The sequence below is a fragment of the Pleionea sp. CnH1-48 genome (assembly GCF_024124665.1).
In the GTDB taxonomy this organism is placed as follows: domain Bacteria; phylum Pseudomonadota; class Gammaproteobacteria; order Enterobacterales; family Kangiellaceae; genus JAMXSB01.
This window is the reverse complement of sequence record NZ_JAMXSB010000011.1, coordinates 57,102-81,052: the sequence shown is the minus strand read 5'-3', so window position 1 is coordinate 81,052 and position 23,951 is coordinate 57,102. Positions and strand designations below refer to the sequence as shown.

The 23,951-nt window shown below is 43.3% G+C and carries 18 protein-coding genes; 11 read left to right on the top strand and 7 right to left on the bottom strand.

The window, feature by feature from the left end:
- The first annotated feature begins 78 nt into the window (after positions 1-78).
- Positions 79-873 (top strand): hypothetical protein, encoded by a 795-nt coding sequence (locus NH399_RS17420; protein ID WP_253042357.1) that lies wholly within the window; start codon positions 79-81, stop codon positions 871-873.
- A 112-nt stretch (positions 874-985) separates the two neighbouring features.
- Positions 986-1,477: a hypothetical protein gene (locus tag NH399_RS17415; RefSeq protein WP_253042354.1), complete on the top strand. Its 492-nt coding sequence runs from the start codon at positions 986-988 to the stop codon at positions 1,475-1,477.
- 76 nt (positions 1,478-1,553) lie between these two features.
- Here NH399_RS17415 and NH399_RS17410 read toward each other — a convergent pair whose 3' ends face one another.
- The 3 genes from NH399_RS17410 to NH399_RS17400 all read right to left on the bottom strand — a co-directional run bounded on the left by NH399_RS17410 (position 1,554) and on the right by NH399_RS17400 (position 6,714).
- Complete coding sequence (locus tag NH399_RS17410) at positions 1,554-2,942, bottom strand: DUF1501 domain-containing protein (protein ID WP_253042352.1); 1,389 nt, start codon at positions 2,940-2,942, stop codon at positions 1,554-1,556.
- An 11-nt stretch (positions 2,943-2,953) separates the two neighbouring features.
- The gene (locus NH399_RS17405; RefSeq protein WP_253042350.1) at positions 2,954-5,008 is read right to left on the bottom strand and encodes a DUF1800 family protein; all 2,055 of its coding nucleotides are present in this window, start codon (positions 5,006-5,008) and stop codon (positions 2,954-2,956) included.
- A gap of 197 nt (positions 5,009-5,205) precedes the next feature.
- Positions 5,206-6,714 (bottom strand): amidohydrolase family protein, encoded by a 1,509-nt coding sequence (locus NH399_RS17400; RefSeq protein WP_253042348.1) that lies wholly within the window; start codon positions 6,712-6,714, stop codon positions 5,206-5,208.
- 152 nt (positions 6,715-6,866) lie between these two features.
- Between NH399_RS17400 and NH399_RS17395 the strand changes: the two genes are divergently transcribed.
- The 3 genes from NH399_RS17395 (at position 6,867) to NH399_RS17385 (ending at position 10,209) form a co-directional block, all read left to right on the top strand.
- Positions 6,867-9,077 carry a winged helix-turn-helix domain-containing protein gene (locus NH399_RS17395; protein WP_253042346.1) on the top strand — a complete coding sequence of 737 codons (2,211 nt, stop codon included), beginning with the start codon at positions 6,867-6,869 and terminating at the stop codon, positions 9,075-9,077.
- The gene (locus NH399_RS17390; RefSeq protein WP_253042344.1) at positions 9,074-9,622 is read left to right on the top strand and encodes a GNAT family N-acetyltransferase; all 549 of its coding nucleotides are present in this window, start codon (positions 9,074-9,076) and stop codon (positions 9,620-9,622) included. The genes NH399_RS17395 and NH399_RS17390 overlap by 4 nt, the downstream gene beginning before the upstream one ends.
- 77 nt (positions 9,623-9,699) lie before the next feature.
- A complete protein-coding gene (locus NH399_RS17385) occupies positions 9,700-10,209 on the top strand; it encodes a DUF2244 domain-containing protein (RefSeq protein ID WP_253042342.1) in 510 nt (169 codons plus the stop codon).
- A 49-nt stretch (positions 10,210-10,258) separates the two neighbouring features.
- Here NH399_RS17385 and NH399_RS17380 read toward each other — a convergent pair whose 3' ends face one another.
- Both NH399_RS17380 and NH399_RS17375 read right to left on the bottom strand, forming a co-directional pair.
- Positions 10,259-13,879: a M1 family aminopeptidase gene (locus tag NH399_RS17380; RefSeq protein ID WP_253042340.1), complete on the bottom strand. Its 3,621-nt coding sequence runs from the start codon at positions 13,877-13,879 to the stop codon at positions 10,259-10,261.
- A 21-nt stretch (positions 13,880-13,900) separates the two neighbouring features.
- The gene (locus NH399_RS17375; protein ID WP_253042338.1) at positions 13,901-14,836 is read right to left on the bottom strand and encodes an ABC transporter ATP-binding protein; all 936 of its coding nucleotides are present in this window, start codon (positions 14,834-14,836) and stop codon (positions 13,901-13,903) included.
- A gap of 209 nt (positions 14,837-15,045) precedes the next feature.
- Here NH399_RS17375 and NH399_RS17370 point away from each other — a divergent pair, with 209 nt between their 5' ends.
- The 3 genes from NH399_RS17370 (at position 15,046) to NH399_RS17360 (ending at position 18,246) form a co-directional block, all read left to right on the top strand.
- Positions 15,046-16,533: a sensor histidine kinase gene (locus tag NH399_RS17370; protein WP_253042336.1), complete on the top strand. Its 1,488-nt coding sequence runs from the start codon at positions 15,046-15,048 to the stop codon at positions 16,531-16,533.
- Positions 16,530-17,216 (top strand): LytTR family DNA-binding domain-containing protein, encoded by a 687-nt coding sequence (locus NH399_RS17365; protein WP_253042334.1) that lies wholly within the window; start codon positions 16,530-16,532, stop codon positions 17,214-17,216. Before NH399_RS17370 ends, NH399_RS17365 begins: the two co-directional genes overlap by 4 nt.
- Positions 17,217-17,325: 109 nt before the next feature.
- Positions 17,326-18,246 (top strand): hypothetical protein, encoded by a 921-nt coding sequence (locus tag NH399_RS17360; RefSeq protein WP_253042332.1) that lies wholly within the window; start codon positions 17,326-17,328, stop codon positions 18,244-18,246.
- 80 nt (positions 18,247-18,326) lie between these two features.
- Here NH399_RS17360 and NH399_RS17355 read toward each other — a convergent pair whose 3' ends face one another.
- Positions 18,327-18,788, bottom strand: coding sequence for a hypothetical protein (locus NH399_RS17355; protein ID WP_253042330.1), 462 nt, complete (start codon positions 18,786-18,788; stop codon positions 18,327-18,329).
- A gap of 99 nt (positions 18,789-18,887) precedes the next feature.
- Between NH399_RS17355 and NH399_RS17350 the strand changes: the two genes are divergently transcribed.
- Positions 18,888-19,790: a LysR family transcriptional regulator gene (locus tag NH399_RS17350; RefSeq protein WP_253042329.1), complete on the top strand. Its 903-nt coding sequence runs from the start codon at positions 18,888-18,890 to the stop codon at positions 19,788-19,790.
- Between the two features lie 11 nt (positions 19,791-19,801).
- Here the strand turns inward: NH399_RS17350 and NH399_RS17345 are convergent, their stop codons facing one another.
- A complete protein-coding gene (locus NH399_RS17345; protein WP_256489651.1) occupies positions 19,802-20,212 on the bottom strand; it encodes a gamma-glutamylcyclotransferase family protein in 411 nt (136 codons plus the stop codon).
- A gap of 503 nt (positions 20,213-20,715) precedes the next feature.
- Between NH399_RS17345 and NH399_RS25755 the strand changes: the two genes are divergently transcribed.
- Together NH399_RS25755 and NH399_RS17330 are read left to right on the top strand one after the other, a co-directional pair.
- Positions 20,716-22,986: a pre-peptidase C-terminal domain-containing protein gene (locus NH399_RS25755; protein ID WP_305885098.1), complete on the top strand. Its 2,271-nt coding sequence runs from the start codon at positions 20,716-20,718 to the stop codon at positions 22,984-22,986.
- 142 nt (positions 22,987-23,128) lie between these two features.
- On the top strand, positions 23,129-23,911 hold the full coding sequence (locus NH399_RS17330) for an NINE protein (RefSeq protein ID WP_253042325.1): 783 nt from the start codon (positions 23,129-23,131) through the stop codon (positions 23,909-23,911).
- The last annotated feature ends 40 nt before the right edge of the window (positions 23,912-23,951 follow it).

Genomic DNA, 23,951 nt, shown 5'->3' with positions numbered 1-23,951 from the left:
AATATTCGCTTCTGGTGGCTCGCGAAAATAACTCAATGTGGTAAAATCTCGCCCGTTGTTGATGAGGTTGGAGTAGAAATGAGTCGCTATTGTGGTAATCGTTCGACGGTTGGTAAATTTGAGTTAGCGTTAGCATGGAAAAAACAATGCTTAATCAACGAGGGATCTTTATTTACTGACAAGTCTATCTGGACGAAAGCCAATATTAATGAGTTGGCCAAACATTATTTTGACAATGCGCCAGCGAGTGATGGCAATTTTTTACAGCGCTTGAAAGTTCAACTATCGGCAGCGCCAGCGGATTGTCAGTTATTGTGTGCTGAAATACTATGGAGCATGTTGTTTTGTCCCAGCAACATCAGTGCGACTACAAAGATCAATACGTTTTCTATTGTGTTGTCCTGGGGGGATGAGGTACTAGAGTCATCTTCTTCATTTGCAGACGAGTCTCTTATTGAAGGTTTTGGTAGTGGAGGGCCTGGCTACAATACGTTTCGTCAGAAAGAATTATCTTATGCTATCGAGATGATGGCGGCTCTTTTGGCTTTATCTGCCTCGGAGAGAAGTGATTTATTGAGTGATCCTTTAGAATGTGCAACATGGCTAGAGTCGATACCAGGTAATGAGAAACGCCAGTTTCGTCACATGTTTCTGTTTATGTTGTTTCCCGATCATTATGAGCGGTTGTTTGGTGCTGGTGATCGTGTGCGTGTGGCAGCTGCTTTTAGCCAGTTTTCTGCCAACGCGTTAAAAAAGAAATCCGTATTTGAGCTAGATGGTGTTATTCGAGATATACGCTGTCAATATGAAGCTAAGTATCCCGGACAGTTATTGGATTGGTATTTATCGCCCCTGAGGGAATATTGGCGATGAATTAGGAAGTGATTGGCTACAGTAGCTAATATCAAGGGATTGAAAGTAACAATATAGGCGAATGGATTGAAAGCTTATTTTGGCAATGGTGAATAATTTTAATAGGAGAAGAATGTTGTTAATTCGTAGTTTAATCGTTTTATTGGTATTGCTGATGACTTCTTGTGCAAATCTTACAAGTGTTGTCGTGTCTGATCAGGTTCCAACACTGACAGATAATGAAGGTTTATTAGGGTTAGAAGTTAATACATTAGATATCCTTCGGCAACTGACGTTAGAGAATGCTGAAAATGGTGAGCAATACGGTGTTAATGTCATTAAGCCGGGGACTCACAATATTACTTTAAAAGTTCCTGCGGGAAGATATTGTGTTGTTAAGTTCAATGTTTATGATTCACGTTATAGCTATGACAACGGTGGTTTTTGCACTAATGTTGAAGCAGGTAAGTTAAATTATCTCGGGCACTTAATGGTACGAAATCCTACGACTTATTTACAAAATACTTTCCCCACGTATATTGCTCGTCTTGGTAAAAATCAGCCGACACTTTGCGAACATTTTATTGGCGAGTTATGTGCTTTATCCATAATTGTAATAAATTAATTTGAAAAAGCATCAGAGCACTCCTCAGCTCTGATGCTTTTTATTAATAGAGATGACATCCTTGTCTCAGTACTGATTAAAGGTAATTTAAACGAGTCGAGAAGTTGCGCAGATTAGGCAGCGCGGTATTGATTTGAGTTTCGTTGAGTCCGAACCATCGGCCTAAAGGTTCGGCAAATTGTTCTACCGAGGTAGAGGGTATCAGGCGGCCTGAACCAGCATCATGATCGTGTCCGAAGTCTGCATTAGGAATATCTCCATAAATGTGTTTGCCGTTCACGGCACCACCTACTACAAAGTGATGTCCACCCCAGCCATGGTCGGTTCCATCGCCGTTGACCGCTAAGGTTCGACCAAAGTCAGAGGCCGTAAACAAAGTGACATTGTTGTTTAATCCCAATTCTCCCATTGATTGATAAAAAGCACTGACCGCGTCATCGATTTGTTGATGCAGTCGAGGCATGGCCTGGACTTGCGCAGAGTGGGTATCGAAACCGCCCATTCCAACAATAAAAACCTGGCGTTTCATAGCCAAACTGTCTCTTACCGAAATCGTTCTTGCCACCGCTCTTAATTGAGAGCCCAAATCAGTGGTTGGAAATTGAGTGGTAAAGTTTGTCGCATTGGCGAGTGACTGATTGTATTTGGTATTGGAATCAAAAAAAGCCGTCATAGAATGAGAGACATCTTGCTCGATGATATTGTTACGCGTGAACTGACTGGCCTTAAAATGGGCCAGTAATCTTTCTCTAAGCGTTGCGTTTCCATTGAGATCTTCCAGAGCTTCTATGCCAATAGAGCCGTTGCGACCAATTTGATAAGGAAACGAATGACTGCCTGTTAAAAATAATTCATTACCGCCACTGGTAATGGTGGTGAATTCTGGAGAACCATTTGGATTTCCTGCTAATAATGCATCGGCAAAAAATCCTCCCCAGCCAAATTGAGCCCCCTCGGGTGAACTCGACATCCATGTTGCCTGCTGGTCGTTATGTGAAAATAAACGAGTTGGAGTTTTTACTAACAAATTCTCATAGTCGTTTCTTTTTAAGGGATGAATTAACGGTCCAACGTTACCCACTAATGCCGCATTACCTTGTTGAAATAAAGCATGAAGCTTAGGCAGTTCGGGTGCCATGGCAAACTGACGTCCGTTAAATGTTGCGCTATTGTTGGGACTCATGACTAGTAAGTTAGCCCGTGCTCGACGATTGCCATAACGGCTGAGCAAAGGGGCGCGGATCTGGGCGTAGCGGTCGTAGCTTGCCTGGTCGTAAGGGATAATCGTATCGTGATTGTCCATCCCTCCTAATAGGAAAACACAAACGATGGCTTTGTAGTCATTCACCGAGTCAGCAACGGATTGATTAAAAACATTGAGCGTGTTACCCATCGCTGCAAAAGAAGCGGAAGAGGCCGCTGCTGCGCCGAGGCCATGTAAAAATTGACGTCGATTAATACTCATAATTGTGTCCTCTAGCGTTGAACTAAAAAGTCGGGTGAAGTCATTACCATCAGTATTGCCAGCTTAACGCGCTCGTCAGACGAAGTTGCACCATTGGATGGGATGGCAGTAATTGCGGCAACGATGTTGTTTTTGGTTTCTGGCGACATGGTGTTGTAAGTTAAAATTAAGTCAAGGCGATCCACCAGAGTTTGCGGGTTATTAGCCAGCCTCATTTCTTCTTGATAGTTAGGCACCAAAGTTGATTGCAAACGAGAAGCGTCAAGGTTAATACCACTTGCACTGAATTCATCTGCCAGCCCTTGGTAGTCTTCGTCGATCATGGCTGCGTTCACGAAGTAGTTCATAAAGTTAATGTAACCGGGCATGCTAGAAGCATTGAGAATTTGTAACTCAGGAATTGTCAGATTAGCGGCTCCAGATTGGGTACCTGGTGCGACATAACCAGGACGATAAAAATTAAACACGGAGCGAGAACGGTAAGGATGTTGTGCTAATGCTTCTGGGCTAGAGGTGTCCCATAATCTTTCCAGATATTCTGGTGTGATCGTTCCGGCATTAAAAGTACGTGCCCAAGTGGTAAAACGTAAAATAGGTTCACGAATTTTTCCAAAGGTGTTACCGGCTCTCGCGGCATCAGAACGAGCGGCTTCATCAAATAAAATAGCTGCCAGAGTGGCTTTAAGATCACCTCGACGACCGTCACCCACTAACTGCCGGTTAGGTAAACGGAAGTGCCCGCTTTCGAATGCTGTTGCAACCCTTTCAACATATTGTGGTGAGGGATGACTGGTAACAAAACGCTGAATAAGTTGACGGCTGATAAAAGGGGCAACATTAGGATGATTAAAAATAGTGTCTAAGGCTTGCTTGATGCTTTGTGTTGGTCCTGTGTTGGCTGCAATAGTGGTGCCCAGAAATGTTTTTTCCAAACTTGAGTGGTAAGCAGGAAATGCTTTCATGGGCATTGCAAAAACATTGGGATCATCGGCAGAAAATTCGCTAAAAAATTCTTCTGTATTTAAACTGAGTCCGGTGAAAACCTTGGCCAATCCTGTAATATCGGCATTGGTGTAAGTTTCAATTGCATTACCTTGCGCATCTTTCACCAGGCTACCATCTTTATTGAGCTTTACCAGACCAATAGAGAAGAGTTGCAAAACTTCTCGAGCATAGTTTTCGTCGGGTGTTCGTCCTGTTGAAGGGTCGCCTTTTTGATTTTCTAAATAGGTTAGATAAAAACCCATAGCAGGCGAATAGGTGACTGCTTCAAGCAATTCTCGGTAGTTACCAAAAGCATGTTGTACCATGATATCTTGATAGGCACCCAGAGCATAAAAGTTATCGAATAGCAGGTTTTCGCCAAAGTTTGATACAACAAATATTTCTGATAACGCAAATGCCATGCGTTGACGCAATTGATCGTCGGCTCCAATTGCGTTGGTCCAAAAAGCAAAGCTCGGAGATTCTTCGCCAAACGCACTTTCTGGATTGGCGCTATCTAATTGTCCAAACTGTTGAACTAAAGGCAAGTGCAAGCTGGAGGGCTTATTAAACTCGGCGAGTAACCAATCTGATGCCGCGCTCCCTGTTAGTTGATCGACCTCTTGCGGTTTAGGGCCAAAAGTAGCCTGAGTTAAAAAGCGAGTAGTGCTGGCTTTAGTTTTAAATATTGAATCTGTTTGAGTGTTGCTGGGTGTGACTTGAACGGCGACATCATCGGTTGCTGTGGCACCGGAATTATCGGTCACCGTGACTCTGAATCCCAGGTTAGTATTTTGAGTCACACTGGGTGCGGTAAACGTCACTTGGGCTTGCATGGTGTTTTGCAAATTAACGGAAGAGCCTGAAATTTGTGTCCAACTATAAGCTCGAATAGAACCATCGGGGTCGCGACTATTGCTGGCATCAAGAGTCACCGTGGACTGGCTGGCTACTGTTTGGTTGGCACCTGCGTTGGCAATAGGTGCCTGATTTTGTGGGGGAGGTGTCACGCCTGAGTCTCCACCTCCACATGCGGCGATCATCAGGATAAGGGAAGTAATGTACAACCATCTATTTATCATGAGTAGCTCTCTTTGTAAGAATTAGGTTCCGGCTACATAGCTATCTCTATGAGGCCTTCTGTATGAGAAGACGGGGGCATGACGAATATAAGGAATAAAAATGTTTAAAATTATTTTTTTGTGACGAGAAACCGAAGGTAGGATTGTGCCTGCCGACACGAATGTCGGCAGGCTAAATAGTGAAACAATAAAAAACGCTAGTGGGCTTTTAAGCTATCTCGCTCAATCATTTTGCCATTAAGAATCACATACTGAATGCTGTCGTAGGCTTCGGTGGTTGACAGAGGGTTTTGGCTCAACAGAAGCAGGTTGGCTATTTTTCCTGCTTCTACAGAACCGTAATGGGCATCTATTTTAAACGCGCGTGCGTTGTTGATGGTTGCTGCTGCAAAAATCCCTTGCTTTGACACACCTGCCTCTTCCATCAGCTGAATTTCTTGATAGGTTGTGTAACCTGGCTGGTTGGCATAAGTCGGGCTCGAAGGAAAATCGCTGGCGAGAACAAAAGGATAATCATGTTGCGCTAAGTACTGAATGGCTCTTTTGCCCTGATTAATATTGTAATCAAAGTAAGGGGCAATTTTGTCTTCGGGGATGCCTTCAAAATCTTCTTTGATCAGCTCCTGCTTAAACCATTGCGCAACAGGGGTTTGATACCAGTCCAACAGAGATTTGGGGGCAACCTGTTTAAACTGCGTCTGGGTTAAGGTTGTTGGAACAAAAAGTTCTCGTAGGCCATGCATAACACGCATGGTTGGCTGCATCACTTTTTTCTGTTTTATGAGGTTATCAAGGTGTTTCTGGATCTCCGGGTGCATGCCAGACACACTCGAGTATTGATTCCAGTTCCATAGACCATGAGCAATGATGTCGACATCAGTAGCCAGAGCTATTTGGTGCATATCGATGGCATTGGCGTGGCCCACCACCAACAAGCCTTCTTTTTCGGCCGCTTTTTTGACTCGTTTGATAGTGTTGTTGGAGATAAGGGGCCAATGAGATGCACCGCCAAAACCATCTTCGATAAATAGCTTAATGCAGACGGCGTCGGTTTCGGCAATGCGTTTAACCACGGCTTCGGGCGTGTGTTGTGATAGGTCAAATCCTTTGGGAGCAGGTTTATCTGCTACTTGTTGATAGATAAAGTAGTCGTAAGATTTCAGCCGGTCCTTTTCTTTTAGAAACAACATGGGGTAACCATCAACAATGGGTGCTGAGCCGCAATGAAAGGCATCTGGGTGCAGGGGGGCTTGCTGAAACTTTTTGAGTGCACCAGAAGGAACGGCAGGATCAACCAGCTGGGTAATACCGAAATACAACAAGCTGCGAGGTTGCTGCTGCATATATTCTGCGGCTATGTCAGGAAAATCGGCGATGGTGCCATAGTCGCCAAAGCCCATGCCTGGAACACTCATCAGATGAACGTGAGAGTCCATCAGTCCGGGTGTCAGATATTGATGTTTTCCGTCGATAACCGGAATGTTCAAGTCAGGCGGTGTTCCCTGACCAATTTGAGCAATACGGCCTTCTTTAATGTGTACCCAGGCGTTAGTGAGCGGAGCCGAGCGCTCTGGTGAAATGATGGTAACTCGATTGAGTAGCCAGTCTGAAGGAGGGTTGGCGGAAGAAGAATTCTTGGCAATCAGAGGGCCAATAGACAAGCCGCAAAGTAAGAGACAGAGTAATAAGATGGGTTTCCTGTACATGTGCTTTCCTCGAATAGTGAATGTGGTTGCAGCATGCCGGGTGAACAAATTTGGGTCTTAAAAATCCAGTAAAAGATTTCTTAAAATTTTCTGAACGTAATAAATTCAATAAGTTATAATCGAAATACATTCTTTTAGTTGCATTGGATATTATGTCGCCAATCAATCCAGATAAGCCTTTTAAAGTGGGAAACTGGCGGGTTGATCCCACGCTCAACCATATTGAGCAGGGAGGAGAACCGGTTGTTTTAGTGCCCAAGGTGATGGCTGCACTTCAGCAGTTGGCACTTCATTCTGGCGAGCTGGTTAAGCAAGATGATTTGATGGCAGCATTGTGGGGTGAGCAGATTGTTTCTGATAGCTCCATGTATCAGGTGATCTCGCAGTTGCGCAAGGCACTGGGAGATTCTGAGACACCCAGACAATATATTGAGCGGGTGTCCGGTAAGGGTTATCGACTGGTGGCTCCTGTCGAACAGATAACAAAACAGATTACTCAACAGGGAACAGAGTCATCGGATGCCCCAGGTGATTTCAGAAAAGTCGGTTATTTAGCCATCGCTGTCGCGTTCCTTGTGATTGTGTTACTGGTTGGCGTCTTTATAAAGGAGGATTGGCCAGTACCCCAGTCAACATCTCACCTTGATGAATGGCAGTCGTTGATGGTGGCGCCATTAACGAGTTCTGTTCAACCCTCGGCTACCGCTTATTGGCAGCAGGGATTAAGCGATGCTTTGCTCACACAGGCGGCAAGTTTGAATCAGCTAACGGTGGTCGCTTTTGATCGCGCATTGACTCGTGAGCAATGGGTTGAACAAGGACGATTGCAACAGGTCGATGGCGTGTTGTCGGGGCAGATTTTGCAACAGGGTAAGCGCCTGAGGGTTCAACTGCAACTGGTGTCTGTTGAAGACAGTCAAACCTTGTGGGCTGAGCAGCTCGAAGGGCATTCCGACAATCTATTTGAGTTACAGGATCGCATGGGAGCGGCATTGCGAAAGTTGTTTGAACCTTCCTCGCAGCCAGCAGTAACAGTTGTTGGTAGTCAAAATAAGGCTTTGTATAACGATTATTTGCTGGCGCGCTTTTTTTGGGCAAAAAGAACACCACACTATTTAGCTCAGGCAGAGCAGGCGTTTTTAACACTGATCGAACAGGCTCCCGATTATGGGTTAGCCTATGTTGGGCTTTGCGACACTTACTATTTTTACAGCATTTATGGCGACTGGTCGAACGAGAAAGCGTTAAACGCTTGTGAACCTCTGTTACAGAAAGCATTACAGTCTCAGCCTGATTTAGGGCAAGCTTATGGTTCTCAAGGCATGTTACTGCACAGTCAGGGAGACACCGAAGCGGCCGAAAAAGCGTATCGGCACGCTATTGAACTGACGCCCAACTACGCGTTAGTGCACATGTGGTATGGCACTTTGTTACGCAATCAAGGACGTTTAAAAGAGGCGCTACAGCAGCATGAAAAAGCCTATCAGTTAGCCCCACTGTCACCGATTATCAATCGCAGCCTGGCGTTTACCTACTTAAACCATGGTTGGTTTAATCGGGCGCGCGAGACTTACACGCGAGCGCTAAGTCTTGAACAGGATTACACTGATCGACCAGTAGACGAATTGAACTTTTTGCCTCTTAATCAACAGCGAGCCAAAGCTTTGCTTCATTGGATTCGACAACATCCACAACGCTTTGAAAAGGTACCCGCTCTTACGCTCTCTTATGCGGCTATTTTGTTGTCACTGAACAAGGTCGAAGAAGCTAAGCTGCACCTTGAGAAAATTGAGCAACCACTATCTGGGCATCAGTTCTTTCTGTATCTGTCGGCCATCACTGCTTTGTATGAAGGTAACGCTGAGGTTGCAGAAAGCCTGCTAAAGGAACGCATGCTTAAATATCCTGAGCTGCCGAATATGCCTTTCGCCTATCTGTCTATGCTTATCAAAAATAAGAAACATTCAGAAGCATTAGCACTGTTTGAAGAGCGACTTGCCCACACTATGGATTTGGACAATGAAATCCCTCGAGAGCAAGCTCGCCGATGGTTAATCTATGCTGAGTTACTGCGTCTTAATCAAAAAGTATCGAAACTAAAGCAGGTTAATCAGCGTATTGAATCTTATATGCGAAAACACTTTGAACCCGAAAATGTGGTTCATCTGTATTGGATGTTTCGTTATGACAATGCTGCCGAAGCAAGGCGTCTAAGCCAGCAGCTCATGCAATCTGGTTGGTTACCCGATGTTAATGAAGGCGTCTTGCAAATAGAGCGAATGCAAGAAATTCTGCGCACTCAGCAAGGAAGTAACCGTGAGTTTTTCAAGCAGTTAGAACTCAATATGCGGGGTGTAGAATGAGCCGTTTTTTATTACGACTTTTGCAACAGCAGGATGCTTTAAAACTGGCCGAGTTTGAGTATAACAATCGCCATTGGTTTGAAGATTTTATCGAAAAGCGCAACGATACTTTTTATCAAGAAAATGGTGTTGAGAAGCACATTGAGCACTGTCTTAAAGGACTGCAATCAAACACTATGTATCCGATGGTGATTGTAGACTCAGAGGGAAACATTTGTGGGCGCGCCAACTTGCATCAGATTGACATACAGCGTAAGGAAGCCAGTGTTGGCTATCGAGTGGCCCAACAGCAAGCTGGCAGAGGTGCTGCGAGTCTTGCAATGGCAAGCTTGTTGCAGATAGCGTTTGAGGAGTATTCTCTAGTACGAATAAAAGCGTTTGTGTCGACAGAAAATCCTGCATCGCGGCGAGTTTTAGATAAGTTTGCCTTTCAGCAAATAAAGCATCATTCTGCGATGGTGAAAGTCAAAGAGCAATGGTTAGATTGCGTAGAGTATCATTTGTCTTCGGAGCAGTATCACTCATGGGCTGATAAAAAGGATTAACGGCCCTCAATCTTCGTGACATTAGTAGAATTTGAACCATACTTACAGTCTGGCTTTGAACGTAGGGTCCTAAGTCTGTGGTTACTGAAGATTTTAGTCAAACCAATAAGGTCATTACTTTGCAACCTAACTGCTCCGCTACCTGGAAGCAGACTCAGTTGTTTTTGTTGGTCATCAGTATTCCCTCACTCATTATAGCCTCGATATGGAGCTTTTTAGGATTCTGGCTAGTGCTTCCATTTGCCGGGCTTGAGCTTGGATTATTGGCCTTTCTAATGCATCGCGTTTGCTATAAAACACATACTCGTCAAAGAATTTCGTTTGAGGATAAGGTTGTTCGTATTCAGTCAGGTGTTTATCAACTCGAAGACGTAAAGCAATTTGAGCGTGGTGATGTTTTTTTATGGATTAAGAAACCGGTTAAACCGATGGATATGCTAGAGCTGCATTTGCGTGATGAGCAATCGGATTATGAAGTCGGTGCTTTCTTAAATAATGATGATCGTAAGCTTGCACGTAGTGCACTCAAAAAGGCCGGATTAGCAGAAACACTGGATCGTTGGTGGGAAAAAGAATCTTTTGATTGAGGCCAGTGCCACTTTTTTGTGAATGACACTGGCTTTATCTATTGCTGGCTTATTCTAGTGCTATCACATTGTTATCTCGTGCTATATCCAGTGTTAAGTAATAAGGATCGAGCGATACAAACTCTGGCTTTTCATCGAGCGAAAAGCTAAGACAGCGAAGTTGATTATTCGCACTAATCCAAGTGTGTTTGATCGTCTTCTCGTCTGTTGGTTGATCGTAAAGCACCGCTGGATTATCGGAAAAAAATACCAGCATCCCACGATGAAGCTCAGAGTCAAACGGCTTTTTGTTGCCTCCTTCATCAATGTAGCCATTGTTCATTACGCATACCTCTATCTTGTAGAGAGCATTCGTGCGGCCCACTACTTTGGCAGAATCTATTTGCCAATCGTTAATCACGACATGCTTAAACCAACTTTCGATAAAAGATTTGTCAGAGGGAAGGGCGTACTGTTCAAGCAATCGAATAAAATCTAAGGTGGTCGGTGGCGGCTTAGGATAAGCATATTGATTGATAAGCTCGGCCAAAGCCTTGTTGATAACCTTTTCTCCTAGCTGGTTTTTTAGTGCGTACATTGCCACGGCACCTTTCGAGTAGATAATGTGCGTTTCATCATTTCGATACAAAGGGAGTTCACTTTCAAGGCTTCTGCCTCGACCATTCAAGTACCGGTTGTGCTCATAGCGCATTAGCCGACGTACATATTCTTGGCCGTACTTTTGTTCTAATAAAACCAGCTCCGTATACTTGGCTAAGGTTTCTACTAAAACACTGCCACCTTGCTGTACAGCGCTATCTAATAGATGCCCCCACCACTGATGGGCTGTTTCGTGAACCGTACGACGGTACTGGTGGTCGAAAGCATTGGTATTGTTTCTATCAACAGTAAAGCCTTTGAGTTCATCTAATAGAATGGTCTGTGGTAGAGCATAAGCGCTGTAACCTAGTGTATAAGGCACCTCGATCAAACGAAGTTGTTGCACTGGATAAGGAGCAAATTGTTCGCTGGCATAATCCAGTGTGTCTATCATGGCTTCCTGATGAAGGGCGGCCTGACTTTTATGTTCAGCAATATGATAGACCTCAACAGATATACCCCTATGAGTGACAGAAGATTGCTCGAACTTGCCAGACAGATAAGCAGTAACATCGTGAATGGGTTGCCGTGTTTTATAATGGAAATATTGCCGCTCTTCATTGTGCCATTGTTTAACAAGCTCTCCTGCTGCTATGGCTGTATGTGTTTTGTGAGTGGATATAACGGTTTCAAAGTCAGCCCATCGATAGTCTTGAGAAAAGTCGCCCTGATGCTCATCGATAGCTTGCTCCAGAGGTGTCACAGGCGGAAGAGGCGGCAAACCATAGGCCTCGCGTTCCTGTTTATGTTTAAGTTGATAGTGAGTTACAAACCCTATAAACGGTAGGTAGCGTATCGAACGAAAATATATGAAATCAGGCAAGATAACACTATCGTATTGAGTGCCAAGGTATCCGTTTTGTTGTCGTTCCAGAGCAAAGGTTAATGTAACACTTGCACCAGAAACTAAAGGCTTATCGAGCCGGAAGAGGTATTGGTTAAATTCTTTGTCATGAGAGAGCAGTTGTCCACCTTCCAATTGCATCTGGGTGTAAAGCGTGTTGCGATCAACACTTATCAGTATTTCATTGATGGGATCGGCATTTTGGTTTTTTAGCTGATACTCTGCATTCAGGGTTAAGCGGCGCGCGTGAGGATAAAGATCAACCTGAGTATTAACTTTTACTATGCTGGGCGTTGGTTGGTTTTGATATTGAGTGTATTTTTTTTCATAAGCGGCTTTCCAGTCACTCTTGCTTGCTCTGCTTTGGTAATGTCCTTCAATATTGGTGCGATAAAAAACATGGATGCCTGTGGTTATTGAAGCCAGTATCAACAAACAAAAGACGATGTTTGTTGGCGTACGCCATTGATAAGTAGCTACTCGAACTTGAGCTAATAGAGAGTTTGCAAGGCCGCGGTTATAAAGTCTATAGGCTATCGCCACAAAGAGTGCTGCTAAACTTGTCCAGAACAACATGTATCCAAAAAATGCATCGTCCGTTGCCGTAAACTGAATCATTTCTGAGTATTGAATTGGAGGGCTATTGGCAAATTTAAACAGGCCATGTTCCAATCCTATCTTGGCCCCGAGACTCGTTTGACTCAAAAGTATAAAAGGAATCGATAGTACAATACCTGTGATTTTGTTTGGTGCGATGGCGTGCAGAAACAACAACAAAGAGGCAGTGCAGGCCAGAGGAATACCATTGTAATAGTAGAGCTTAAGATAAACTAATAAATCAGGTGTGCCACCAAAAAAACTTTGCAACACTGATGAAATAGCTATGGCTATGGTGATTAACGTTAGAGGAAGAAGCACCAAAGTCAGCCAGCGCGAAAGTAATAGTTGTCGATTTGAAACCGGAGAAGCACCGATCAGCTCATGGACTTTCAGTTCTTTATCTCGCCACATTATCTGAGCAGCAAAGAAAATTAGAAATAACATGCCAAATCGCGGCAAAACATCATATTGAAAACGGCTAAGTGCGATGGACGTGGTGGCCAGTGGAGTGACATCAAGACTTTCTAGGTGGGTGAAACCTGTCATTAACTCGCTGATAAGCACCACACACCAGAACAACAGGATAAGTGTAAAACTCTTTGTGTAGATCGTAGATAAGTATTCTCGTTTCACCAGACTCATAAAACTCATCCACTGGGCTTTGAAGGTTTCATCAGCTAGGATGCGCTTATATTGAGGTGCGTGTTTTGATTGCTTCTCTATTTCATGATTGGTTTTTGTTCGCTTTTTTGATGGTAGTTGTAGTGTCATCCTTTGCACTATCGCGGTCAGACATAGAAAAGCTAGCGTCATTGTCACAATACGATTAGTAATCAACTGAGAACTTAATGGGATCGTGTTGGTGTTTCTATCGTCAGGTGTCCAGTGTTGTGCTTGCTCAAAAAATGCTGAAGAACCAATGGGATCAAACAGCAAGAATATTTGATTAAAGGTCTCGTTGATTGATACAGGTTGAGCCATGATAGGAGAGCCAGTGAATATCAAAAGCATTTGATAACTGAAAAATGCGATGGCTCCTGCAATGTATAATGTAAGCGGTGAGCGACTGAATAAACCGAGTCCTAGTAAAAGACTGGATGCTAAGAGAATGGCGGGTAACTGAAACAACGAAAATGAAATCAACAGGGTAGAAGTGCGTCCTAAAAAGGATGTTGTTAGTTCACTATCTTGTAAAAAAAGAGCAATCGATATGCCGGTTAATACACCAATGCAGATAATCATGCAGGGTATAATGATCCCTAACCAACGACTGAGCACCAGATGACTCGGAGTTATCGATGAAGTGTAAGTAAGCTCAACCATCTGGTATTGATGATCTCGAGTACTGGCATTGATCGACAATAAAGTGACCAGGCCCGGTAGGGTGATCGAAAATAAAATCAGTAACTTGGTTAAAGCGTAAGGTGAGTCAACCATAAGATCAGAAGAGATGGGCTGTCCCTTCAACAACAAAGCGCCAACAACAAAACTTAATGGAAACAGGATTAAAAATAATCGACTGGAACATTGTAAGTACACTTCGTGCTGAATGAGTTTAAAGAGTCGCGAAAAATTGACGGAGTTCATTCGATATATCCTTGACGGTAATTATGCAGCAGCTTTTGATTTTGATGATGTAATATCGGGATACTTTAGATTGGCGAAGTAAACGTCTTCGAGATCACCATCGATAGCAGCAAAACCCTCTCCAGGTGATACATCAGCGAGAATATGGAGTTCGGAGCGGCCATAAACATGTCGATGACTAATGATGTCAAATGTTTTCTCGATGGCCTCTACTTCATGTTTGTCGACAGTACGTTTCCAGAGTCGTCCCTTTACTTGTTGAATCAGCTCAATAGGTGAGCCCTGATTAACAATGGTCCCTTGGTTCAAGATGGCCATGTTGGTGCAAAGATTACTCACATCTTCAACAATGTGAGTAGAAAGAATGACAACCGTTTCTTCGCTGACATCACGTAACAGATTATGAAATCGATTTCTTTCTTCGGGGTCTAGTCCAGCGGTGGGCTCATCAACAATCAGTAGCTTTGGATTTCCGAGCAAAGCTAAAGCAATGCCAAACCGCTGTTTCATCCCTCCTGAGAAGGTACTGACTGCTTTTTTGCGGTGCTGAGTCAGGTTGGTAATAGCTAGCAGTGTTTCTATTTGTCGCCTACGTTGTGAGGAGTCAGATAGCCCAGAGAGCAAGGCAAAGTGAGTCAATAAATCCTGTGCCGATACATTAGGGTAGACACCAAATTCTTGCGGTAGATAACCAAGCAGTGGCCGGATGTTTTGTGGTGCGGCCAGTAGGTCAATATCATTAAATTGAATACTTCCACTATCTGGCTGTTGTAAGGTCGCCAAAGTGCGCATTAGGGTGGATTTGCCTGCACCATTAGGGCCTAACAGTCCAAACATGCCGTTGGATAGGCTCAGTGTCACCTGGTTTAGAGCTTTGACGCCATTAGAGTAAGTTTTTGAGAGGTTATTGATAGTTAGCATGTTGGATTCCATGGTTAAAAACGGGTTAGGAGCCATTCCAGCAAACCTTTAATCAAGAGCCTAGTGATAGATGGTGAACACTCAAAAAGCAGTGACGAAAACGCAGATTTGACAGATGTAAGAGTTGATCATGGTTTTAGGGGAGTTTGTCATTTTATTGATGACATTCATCAACGATTAGGTAAACTTTAAAGACACTTAGAAACAGACGTATAAGCCATATAATGAAAGTGCTTCAAGCATGGATGAAATCTAACCTTTGGCCGCCGTTTAGGCTCGATTGGATAGCCACTAATCGATACTTGCCGATGTTGATCGCTGTCTGGGCAACAGGGTTATTGGCCATGGACGAAATGAACAGTGCTTATTGGGAGGATTTTTTTCCTATCCTTGTGCAGCTTTGTTTTGAATTGAGTCCTATTTTTATTTGCCAGTATTTTCGCTTGAATACATCTGGAACCACCAGCAAGATTTGGTGGTTGTTGGGGTTTGCAGTGATTCCATTAGTGGCTCTGTTGGCCTACCACAATAGTATGTTTGTCCAACAACACCTGCTTAGCAGAGATGTGACACTGTTCATTCTATGGTTGATAGAAGGCATTTTGTTTTTTAATCATTGGCTTCAACATAAAAGCAAAAATCGATTTAAATTTGCATTGAATATGGATACGGGCTTGTTGCTGGTTTTTATTTTGCTGAGTTTCATGTGGGCCTTGTTATTAAACTCTCACGAAGATCCTCTTAACAACCAACCGATTCCCTTTTTAATTGATGTAAAAAGGAATGTGCTTAATCTGGGCGATCTCATTGCCTATTGGTGTCAAATGATGATTCTGTATGGATGCCTGTTTGTGCTCTATCTTATTCATCATCACCTGTTAATTAAGCGGGTGTTACGGCAGCAGGGCGTTGTCGCCTACCTTTGGATGACGACATTAACCGTATTAATACTGTACCCTGTGCTGTCTCAATTAGCTCTTTGGTTACCACTTAATCAAGTGCAAATGACATTGATCCCCAGTGGTGATCATAATCCATTTGATTTTTGGAATATTTATATTGCAACGTTAGTCATGGTGATCAGTCTGCCAGTGATTCTGGCTTTTCAGGCGCAAGCGGACTATCGAGATGTTGCAGAGCTTGAGCAAAAAACACTTCAAACAGAATTAAAGTTGCTACAACAGCAAATTAATCCGCACTTTTTATTTAATACCTTGAATAATTTATATGCGCTGAGCTTAACTAAGTCGGATGTGGCTCCCGGCATGGTGTTGCAGCTGGCGAACTTATTGCGCTTTGTTGTTTACAAGGGAGGCTTAGACAAAGTCTCTCTGGCAGATGAAGTCACTTATTTGAATGACTACCTGGCGTTGCAAAAAGTGCGTGTTGATAATAAATGTGAGTTTACAATTGATCTACCCAGCGAACCGCCCGGCTTTTATCTGAGCCCGTTGTTGTTAATCGTGTTTTTGGAGAATGCCTTTAAGCATGGTATTGAACCTAGCAATCAAAAGTGCTGGTTAAACGTCTCTTTAACCTTTGTTGAAGGAAAACTGTTGTTTATTTGTGAAAACTCTTTGCCCAAACAAAAGAAGGCACAACCAGAACCGGGTATTGGTTTGGATAATGTTCGACGGCGGCTTGAGTTAATTTATAAAAATCAGCATGAGCTTGATATTCTAGTGAGCCAAGAAAGTTATCGTGTAACACTGACTTTGGATTTAAATGAATGATTCGAACACTCATTATTGATGACGAGCCTCTGGCTCATGAAGTCATACTGACTTATGTAAACGAGCTTGAAGATCTTAAGGTCGTTGGGCAGTTTTATTCGGCAACCGAAGCGCTGGATTATATTAAAGAGCATACTGTTGATCTCATTTTTCTCGATATAGAAATGCCCGTTCTCAATGGGCTAAACTTTTTGAGTTTGTTAAAAGAGAAACCTCAGGTGATTATCACATCAGCCTATCAAGAATATGCGATTGATGGTTTTGATATGGATGTCGCCGATTATCTATTAAAGCCATTTCGCTTTGACCGTTTTGTTAAAGCGGTCGATAGAGTTCGAGGGCGTATGAACTCTGTTGCTGAGAAACAAGGGAAGGGCTTATTAAAAAATGACTTTCTGTTTATTAAAGTGGACAAAAAACAGGTTCAACTGAGTTTGCAGGAGGTGAGTTGTTTTGAAGCTTACGGTAACTACGTTAAGGTATGGCGGGCAGATAAAGCGTTGTTAACACCAAGAACTTTATCCAGTTTTGAAAGCGAGTTGCCTGGCTATTTTGTTCGTATCCACAAGTCATTTATCGTTAATCGAGCACATATCAATTATATCGAAGGTGATGAGATTCTTTTGTTAGACGGAAAACGGGTGGCAATAGGCAAACAGTTTAAGGCAAATCTCCAACTTTAGTCTGCAATTCTTACAAGGTTATATATCTCATATTTATTATTGACCCACTTTGCCAGCCGCCGATAGTCTTGGGGCCGGGATCATGATTAAAATAAATATAGGATCGATAATGAAAATAAAGATGTTGTTGATAGCCGCTATGGCTTTGGTATTAACCTCTTGCTACGTTAAAGAAACCGTTGTTACTTTCGCTGATGCCGAAAACATGCACTTTACCCCCGAAGGGCGTTTGTTTTTGTCTTCTGGTAAAGGATTATTTGAGTTAAGGAAAGAATCGAACGAGTTTATTCCACGTAAAATCAGCACTCAAAACTGTGCTTTCGGTGGAATCACTCAAATTGGCTCTGTGATTTATACGGTATGTTCTGAAGTTAAATTGATCAATGGAGCAAAATGGTTGCTGGCTTATGATCTGGCCAACGAGGCAGATGGCCTCAATATTATTCACACCATTGACGGAGTGAGCTTAACCAATGGATTAACCAGTGACGGTGAATCCACATTGTACATGGCTGATACTAATTATTTTGGTCAGGGTACTATTGTTAAGTTTTCTTTGAACGGAAACAATAAAAAACAGGTTCTAGCTCAAGTTAATAACTGGGCTGGTGCTGAGCAGGGGATTTCTCACCCCAATGGTATGCAGTTTATTGATAATTCTATTTTGTTAACGGATGGCGGTGCGGTAAAGCGACTGTTTCTGGACGGAATGGGCGTGATTTCACACAGTGAAACACTCGCGAGAAAAACTGCTATTTTTGATGATTTGATCCCTTATTGTGGTGGTGCTGTGGTGACTGACTACATCAGTGGGCAATTATTTTACATTAACTCAGAAGGTGACACCAAGTTCAGCAGTGGACCAGCAACGTTTCAGGGAGCATCCTCTGTATTGGTAGGGCAACCTCCAATGTTTAACTCACGTCAGCTGGTGGTCACCGAAAAAGGTATTCTATTCGAAGATAACTCTCAGATAGGCAACCGAGTGAGTACAGCAACCTTTGACTTTGATTTGGCTACTTGTCGATAGTCTGCTATTTAGGCAAGAGTTATGCACTGATTAGGCTAATGCAGACTTACGTATTCAAATGTAAGTCTGCTTCTCCTACCCTATATTTTCTCTGGCAACTTCTGCTCTCCAACCAATCCAAACGTCGTAAAGATCCCACCTAATACATACAGTAGTGGTCCCCAGATCGCTTCACTGAGAGGGGATATGTGAGTGATCACCATAGCCAGTACAAACGCAGTGTCGACAATCCCTAAGACAATCAAGCTGATAAAGTAACTGGGTTTTACATAAATTCCTTTCCAGATATACACCGCTAGCCACATGGCCAGTATGCCGAATGCTGCTAAGTCAATCAGGAAGTTAGCGCCTAAATAGGTCGCGTTTTGTAAGTTGGAATCAAGCTCATTTGTGGCAGGAACTATCTGAAACATACTCAAGATAGCGGTTGGCCCATCAGTAAGAAAAAAGACGGCATTTAAACCCACAAGGAGGTGTAAAACCCCCCATAAGAAGAAAGAGAGAGCACCGACTTTTAATGCGATACTGGGTGAGAAATTCATGGATTGGCTCCTCGAAAACAGAAAGTCTCACTATATTTGTTCCATTTTATGGTGTATACCCTAAGATATTGTAATCATAATCCCAAAAATGGAATAGTAATGCGTTATGAGCTAGTGAAAGACATGACATTGTTTGTCGAAGTAGTGCGCCAGGGCACATTTGCTGGCGCAGCTAAGATGTTGAATATACCCAACTCCACATTATCCCGGCGGATTGCTGCGCTAGAAAAAAGACTGGGAACGAAATTACTAATTCGTTCTACTCGGAAGATGGAGCTGAGTAACGCCGGAGAGCTCTTCTATCAGCAGGCGCGAGGCGTGGTTGATGAGGCGCAGCGCATTGCATTTGATATGGAAAGTTATCAGGCACAACCCAAAGGCTTGCTTCGTGTATCTATGACTGCAGATTTTGCTGCGTTATTTGTCACACCATGGCTGGCGACTTTTCTTAAAGATTACTCTGACATTCAAATCGACATAGATACCTCGCCCTATCATGTTGATTTGGTCAAAGAGCATTTTGATCTGGTACTGCGTCTAGGGTTGCTGTCGGATTCTCGACTAATTAAAAAAAGTATTACGTACTTTGAAGTGATTGCTGTCGCTTCTTCTGCCTACCTTCAAGAGCATGGAGCTCCATCGCACCCGAGTGAACTAGTGAATCACTCTTGCATTCGATTAACATCTAATAAGGTTTCAGATGCTCAACTTTGGCATTTTGTTGGACCAGAAGGAGACTATGAACAAGAGGTACAAGGAGCTGTTTGGAGCAATAACTTGAGTGTTTGTTTACAGATGGCTTGTGCTGGGGTAGGGATTGCGGCTGTTTCACCTAAGTCTTGTTATCGTTTGCTTAAAGAAAAAAAACTGCAAAGAATTTTACCTTCTTGGCAGCTAAAACCGATAGAGTTAAGCGCATTGTTGCCGTCGCGTTATATGCCTTCGAAAACTCGGCTGTTTTTAGAATATCTATCGCAACATCTTGCTTCGATTGAAGCATAGAGCAGAGTGGCTTATTTGATAAACGCTTTCACTTTATCAATGTAACTTGATGGAAAAGAGCGTTTCTCTAATTTTTCTACCAGCAAAGCGGCGTACTTAGGATTGCTTCCTGCGAGTTTGCTTTCGGGCAGCAGGTAGGTGTCTACCAATAGTTTCTGTTGCGATTCGTTAATCACTTCAATCGTAACGGGTTCATAATCTTTTACACTGGCTTCGCCATAAAGTTTTAATAACTCGCCTTCATCCAGTTCCATCACAACACCATAAGCGGTTTCTTCTGCTGAGGGGATAAGTGTTGCTCGTTCACCAATAATAAGTTGATAGTTTGGAGCACTGGCATTAAATGGATTTTTAGGATGCAGACCATTCGCTACTAAAAGCTGTTGATCCATAAACAGTCCATAAAAGAAGACAGGTTTCATTGTTTACTTAACCGTTTAGAAAATAGTTATTTGTTAGACATACTGTTTGGTTACTTAATCATGATCAAGTTGTCAGATCAATCCTATTATTAAAACTGTTATGGGCTAACAGAGAATGAAGGGAGCATTTTTTAACAGAAGCTCCCTTCATTCTAATAACCTTGCTCACTCTATGGCTAAAAAGTTGAAACCACTTTTAATTCGGAGATATGCGTTGATGTAATTCGATTATCATCACATATTAGCGATATATCTCAAGTGAAAAACTCCGTCAGCTTGCTCATTGAGCGTTTTATATTATTCTTTTTTGTGGGTCTTTATATCGAAAACCCAAAAACAATAATTCAAATCTAAGTTTGTATTGAACAAATAAATACAATTGTGTCTCTGCAGGCTCAAATCAATCCTGGACTCTGTATCACTTCCCTGCATTAAGTGTCGATTTGAGCTGACAAACTTCGTAGGACCGGTTTGAGAGACACCTCAACCATAAGGTTCAAACAATGAAATATAAAAAAATGATGAGCAGCATGCTTGCCGTGCTCGCTGGTCTCTCTTTATCAGCCAAAGCATCTGATACGCCTTTGTCGGCGAGTGCACAAATCAATTTGTCAGATCCACAAACCATTACTTTATCAGGGTTTAATAACTCACAGTTGCGAGCGCGCGATGCGTTAGTGATGGCCAACGCGACACAGCCTGTCTTGCGTTACGCCGAGCCTGTGAGTGTAAACATTAAACCCAATAATGATTGGCAACAGGTTCAGCTACAGGCACAAGGGCAGGCTATGTCTGTTTGGCGCACGGTAGTTACGTCTCCTGGTGCACTGTCTTTAAATCTTGGTTTTAGCGAATATTATATGCCAGCGGGCGGTTCTCTATTTATTTATACGCCCGATGGTAAACACAAAATTCGCGCTTTTACTGCGGCTGATAACGAAAAACATGGAGAACTTTGGACCCCCATGTTACCGGGTAATAAGGTCGTTATAGAAGCTAATGTACCTACCAATAAGCTAAAGTTTTTGCGACTGACTTTGTCGTCAGTGAATCATGGTTATCTGGGAGAAGATCTCAATAGTTCTTTTGAGCAGGCTCAGATTATGTCTGGCTCCTGTAACGTAGATGTTGTGTGTCCAGAAGGAGACGACTGGCGTAAGCAGATTCGATCAGTAGCAGCCATTAGTACGGGCGGTAGTTTGTTTTGTACGGGAAGCGCACTTAACAACACGGCAAACGATGGACGTGGATTTTTTCTAACGGCGAATCACTGTGGTATTAATTCCTCTAACGCGTCGTCGTTAGTAACCTACTGGAATTATGAAAACAGTTATTGCCGAACACCGGGCAGTACTGACAGCGGCAGTTCGGGTGATGGTTCATTAAGCGACTTCAATACTGGAGCCACGTTTAGAGCCAGCTACAGTAATTCAGATTTTACCTTGGTTGAGTTAGATGATCCCTTTAATGCATCTCATCAGGTATATCTGTCTGGCTGGAATGCGAACTCGGCATTGAATACATCGGCGGTCGCAATTCACCATCCAAGTGTTGATGAAAAGCGTATCAGCTTCGAAAACGATCCGGTATCGCGCACTAACTACAGCAGCAGTACACCCAATGCAAATGGAACCCACGTTCGTGTTGCCGATTGGGATTTGGGTACCACCGAGCCAGGCTCCTCTGGTTCACCATTGTTTGACCAAAACAAACGCGTTATAGGTCAACTACATGGTGGCGGTGCCGCTTGTGGTAACAATCAGTCTGACTGGTATGGTTCATTATCAGTGAGCTGGAATGGTGGCGGCAGCAATAACTCGCGTGCCAGTAACTGGTTAGATTCTGCTGGCACAGGTCAGTTAGCTATCGATGGAATGGAAGCAACAGGCGGTGGTGGGGGACAAGATCCTAACGCTGCGTTTGGCTTTAGCTGTACTGATTTAAACTGTAGTTTTGATGGTTCGGGTTCTACCGATCCTGATGGCACAATTTCTAGCTACGCGTGGAACTTTGGTGATGGCAATACTGGTTCGGGTGTGAGCCCTAGCCATAGTTTTGCCAGTGCTGGTTCTTATACTGTGACTTTAACGGTCACCGATAATGAAGGCAGAACCGATAGTGCAACTCAAACTGTTAATGTAGGATCTGGTGGTGATGGTGAGCTTTCTAATGGTGTCCCTGTGACGGGATTATCGGGTTCTACTGGCGATACTCAAGAGTTTTACATGGTGGTTCCTGCAGATGCAACCAATGTAGAGTTCACTATGTCGGGCGGCAGCGGTGACGCCGATCTGTATGTGAAGTTTGGTTCCAAGCCGACAACTTCCAGTTATGATTGTCGTCCTTATACTTCAGGTAACAACGAAACCTGTAGCTTTAACGCTCAAGCGGGAACCTATTATGTGATGGTCCGAGCTTATCGTTCTTTCTCTGGAGTTACTTTAACAGGCTCCTACACGACGGGCGGATCTGGCGGTACTTTTGAGCAAACCAATTTGTCGGACTCTCAAGGCGGTTGGAAACATTACACCGTAGATATTCCTGCGGGTATGTCGACCTTTACCATCGATATGGATGGCGGCAGTGGTGATGCCGATCTGTATGTGCGTCGTGGATCGCAGCCAACAACAGGTAGCTATGACTGTCGTCCTTACCGTTGGGGTAATACTGAAAGTTGTTCATTCAACAATCCTGCGGCAGGTACCTGGTATATCAGCGTAAGAGCTTATTCGAGTTATTCTGGAGCTAATATTAATGCAGCCTGGAGCCCTTAAGGCTTAACAAAAAATCCCGGCAATAGCCGGGATTTTTTCTTTTAGTGAGACAAGATTGAAGTAAGGAAGCCATTGTCATAGATAACCCTAACATGATAGCTTTGGCCGTAATTTAAAAAGGTTTGATTAAAAAGGAATAAAAATGACAAATCCTTACCAAGCGCCCTCTGCTGATACGGGAGATAGCGTATCGCAGGCGTTAGCTCCTTGCCGAGGATGCGGACACTCCGTTCATGTACAGGCTGCAATTTGCCCAAAATGTGGATTGCCTCAGCGTAAGCGTCGTTACAAAAGTAAATATGCAGCGGCTATTTTAGCCTTGTTTTTAGGTGGTTTTGGTGCTCATCGATTTTATTTAGGACAGTGGTGGGGCATATTTTACCTAGTGCTATTTTGGACTGGCATTCCATGGTTGGTGGGATTAATCGAGTTTATTGTGATGCTATTGACCACCGACACGACCTGGAATCGTCGCCATAATGAAGGCAAGCCCGCTGGACCATCCGATAAGTCTAGTGGTGTTGTTATCGTCATCGCTGTGGTCGTGGGCTTCTTTTTTATGATTGCTATTGTAGGAATTTTGGCAGCCATTGCTATTCCTGCTTATCATGACTATACGGTTAGAGCTAAAATTGCAGCTACCTTTAGTGAAGTGAAACCCGTGCAAACGGAGTACAGTAAGTTTTATCAACAGCATGGACTGCTTCCAGACAGCAACATAATGATTGGTTTGGATGATCCTTTAATAACACCTTCTCAAGCTCGCATTCAGGTTAACGAACAAGGCATCGAAGTGTTGTTTGCCAACAAAGCAATCGAAGGGAAAACCATACTCTTTGTGCTTAGCGAAGAAGATGTGGGTTTGGTGTGGGATTGTCGCGGTGGTTCTTTAGATAAAAAATATCGCCCAGCGAACTGCCGCTAAAAAAGTAAAGGTACGCAATGAGTGCGTCCTGATAAAAGCG

Excerpts from the sequence above, each read along its gene's own strand:
- NH399_RS17415 (WP_253042354.1), top strand. The coding sequence starts at position 986 with ATGTTGTTAATTCGTAGTTTAATCGTTTTATTGGTATTGCTGATGACT.
- NH399_RS17355 (WP_253042330.1), bottom strand. The coding sequence starts at position 18,788 with ATGAATTTCTCACCCAGTATCGCATTAAAAGTCGGTGCTCTCTCTTTC.
- NH399_RS17420 (WP_253042357.1), top strand. The coding sequence starts at position 79 with ATGAGTCGCTATTGTGGTAATCGTTCGACGGTTGGTAAATTTGAGTTA.
- NH399_RS17400 (WP_253042348.1), bottom strand. The coding sequence starts at position 6,714 with ATGTACAGGAAACCCATCTTATTACTCTGTCTCTTACTTTGCGGCTTG.
- NH399_RS17360 (WP_253042332.1), top strand. The coding sequence starts at position 17,326 with ATGAAAATAAAGATGTTGTTGATAGCCGCTATGGCTTTGGTATTAACC.
- NH399_RS17395 (WP_253042346.1), top strand. The coding sequence starts at position 6,867 with ATGTCGCCAATCAATCCAGATAAGCCTTTTAAAGTGGGAAACTGGCGG.
- NH399_RS17350 (WP_253042329.1), top strand. The coding sequence starts at position 18,888 with ATGCGTTATGAGCTAGTGAAAGACATGACATTGTTTGTCGAAGTAGTG.
- NH399_RS17380 (WP_253042340.1), bottom strand. The coding sequence starts at position 13,879 with ATGAACTCCGTCAATTTTTCGCGACTCTTTAAACTCATTCAGCACGAA.
- NH399_RS17410 (WP_253042352.1), bottom strand. The coding sequence starts at position 2,942 with ATGAGTATTAATCGACGTCAATTTTTACATGGCCTCGGCGCAGCAGCG.
- NH399_RS17330 (WP_253042325.1), top strand. The coding sequence starts at position 23,129 with ATGACAAATCCTTACCAAGCGCCCTCTGCTGATACGGGAGATAGCGTA.
- NH399_RS17390 (WP_253042344.1), top strand. The coding sequence starts at position 9,074 with ATGAGCCGTTTTTTATTACGACTTTTGCAACAGCAGGATGCTTTAAAA.
- NH399_RS17405 (WP_253042350.1), bottom strand. The coding sequence starts at position 5,008 with ATGATAAATAGATGGTTGTACATTACTTCCCTTATCCTGATGATCGCC.
- NH399_RS25755 (WP_305885098.1), top strand. The coding sequence starts at position 20,716 with ATGAAATATAAAAAAATGATGAGCAGCATGCTTGCCGTGCTCGCTGGT.
- NH399_RS17370 (WP_253042336.1), top strand. The coding sequence starts at position 15,046 with ATGAAATCTAACCTTTGGCCGCCGTTTAGGCTCGATTGGATAGCCACT.
- NH399_RS17375 (WP_253042338.1), bottom strand. The coding sequence starts at position 14,836 with ATGGCTCCTAACCCGTTTTTAACCATGGAATCCAACATGCTAACTATC.
- NH399_RS17365 (WP_253042334.1), top strand. The coding sequence starts at position 16,530 with ATGATTCGAACACTCATTATTGATGACGAGCCTCTGGCTCATGAAGTC.
- NH399_RS17345 (WP_256489651.1), bottom strand. The coding sequence starts at position 20,212 with ATGAAACCTGTCTTCTTTTATGGACTGTTTATGGATCAACAGCTTTTA.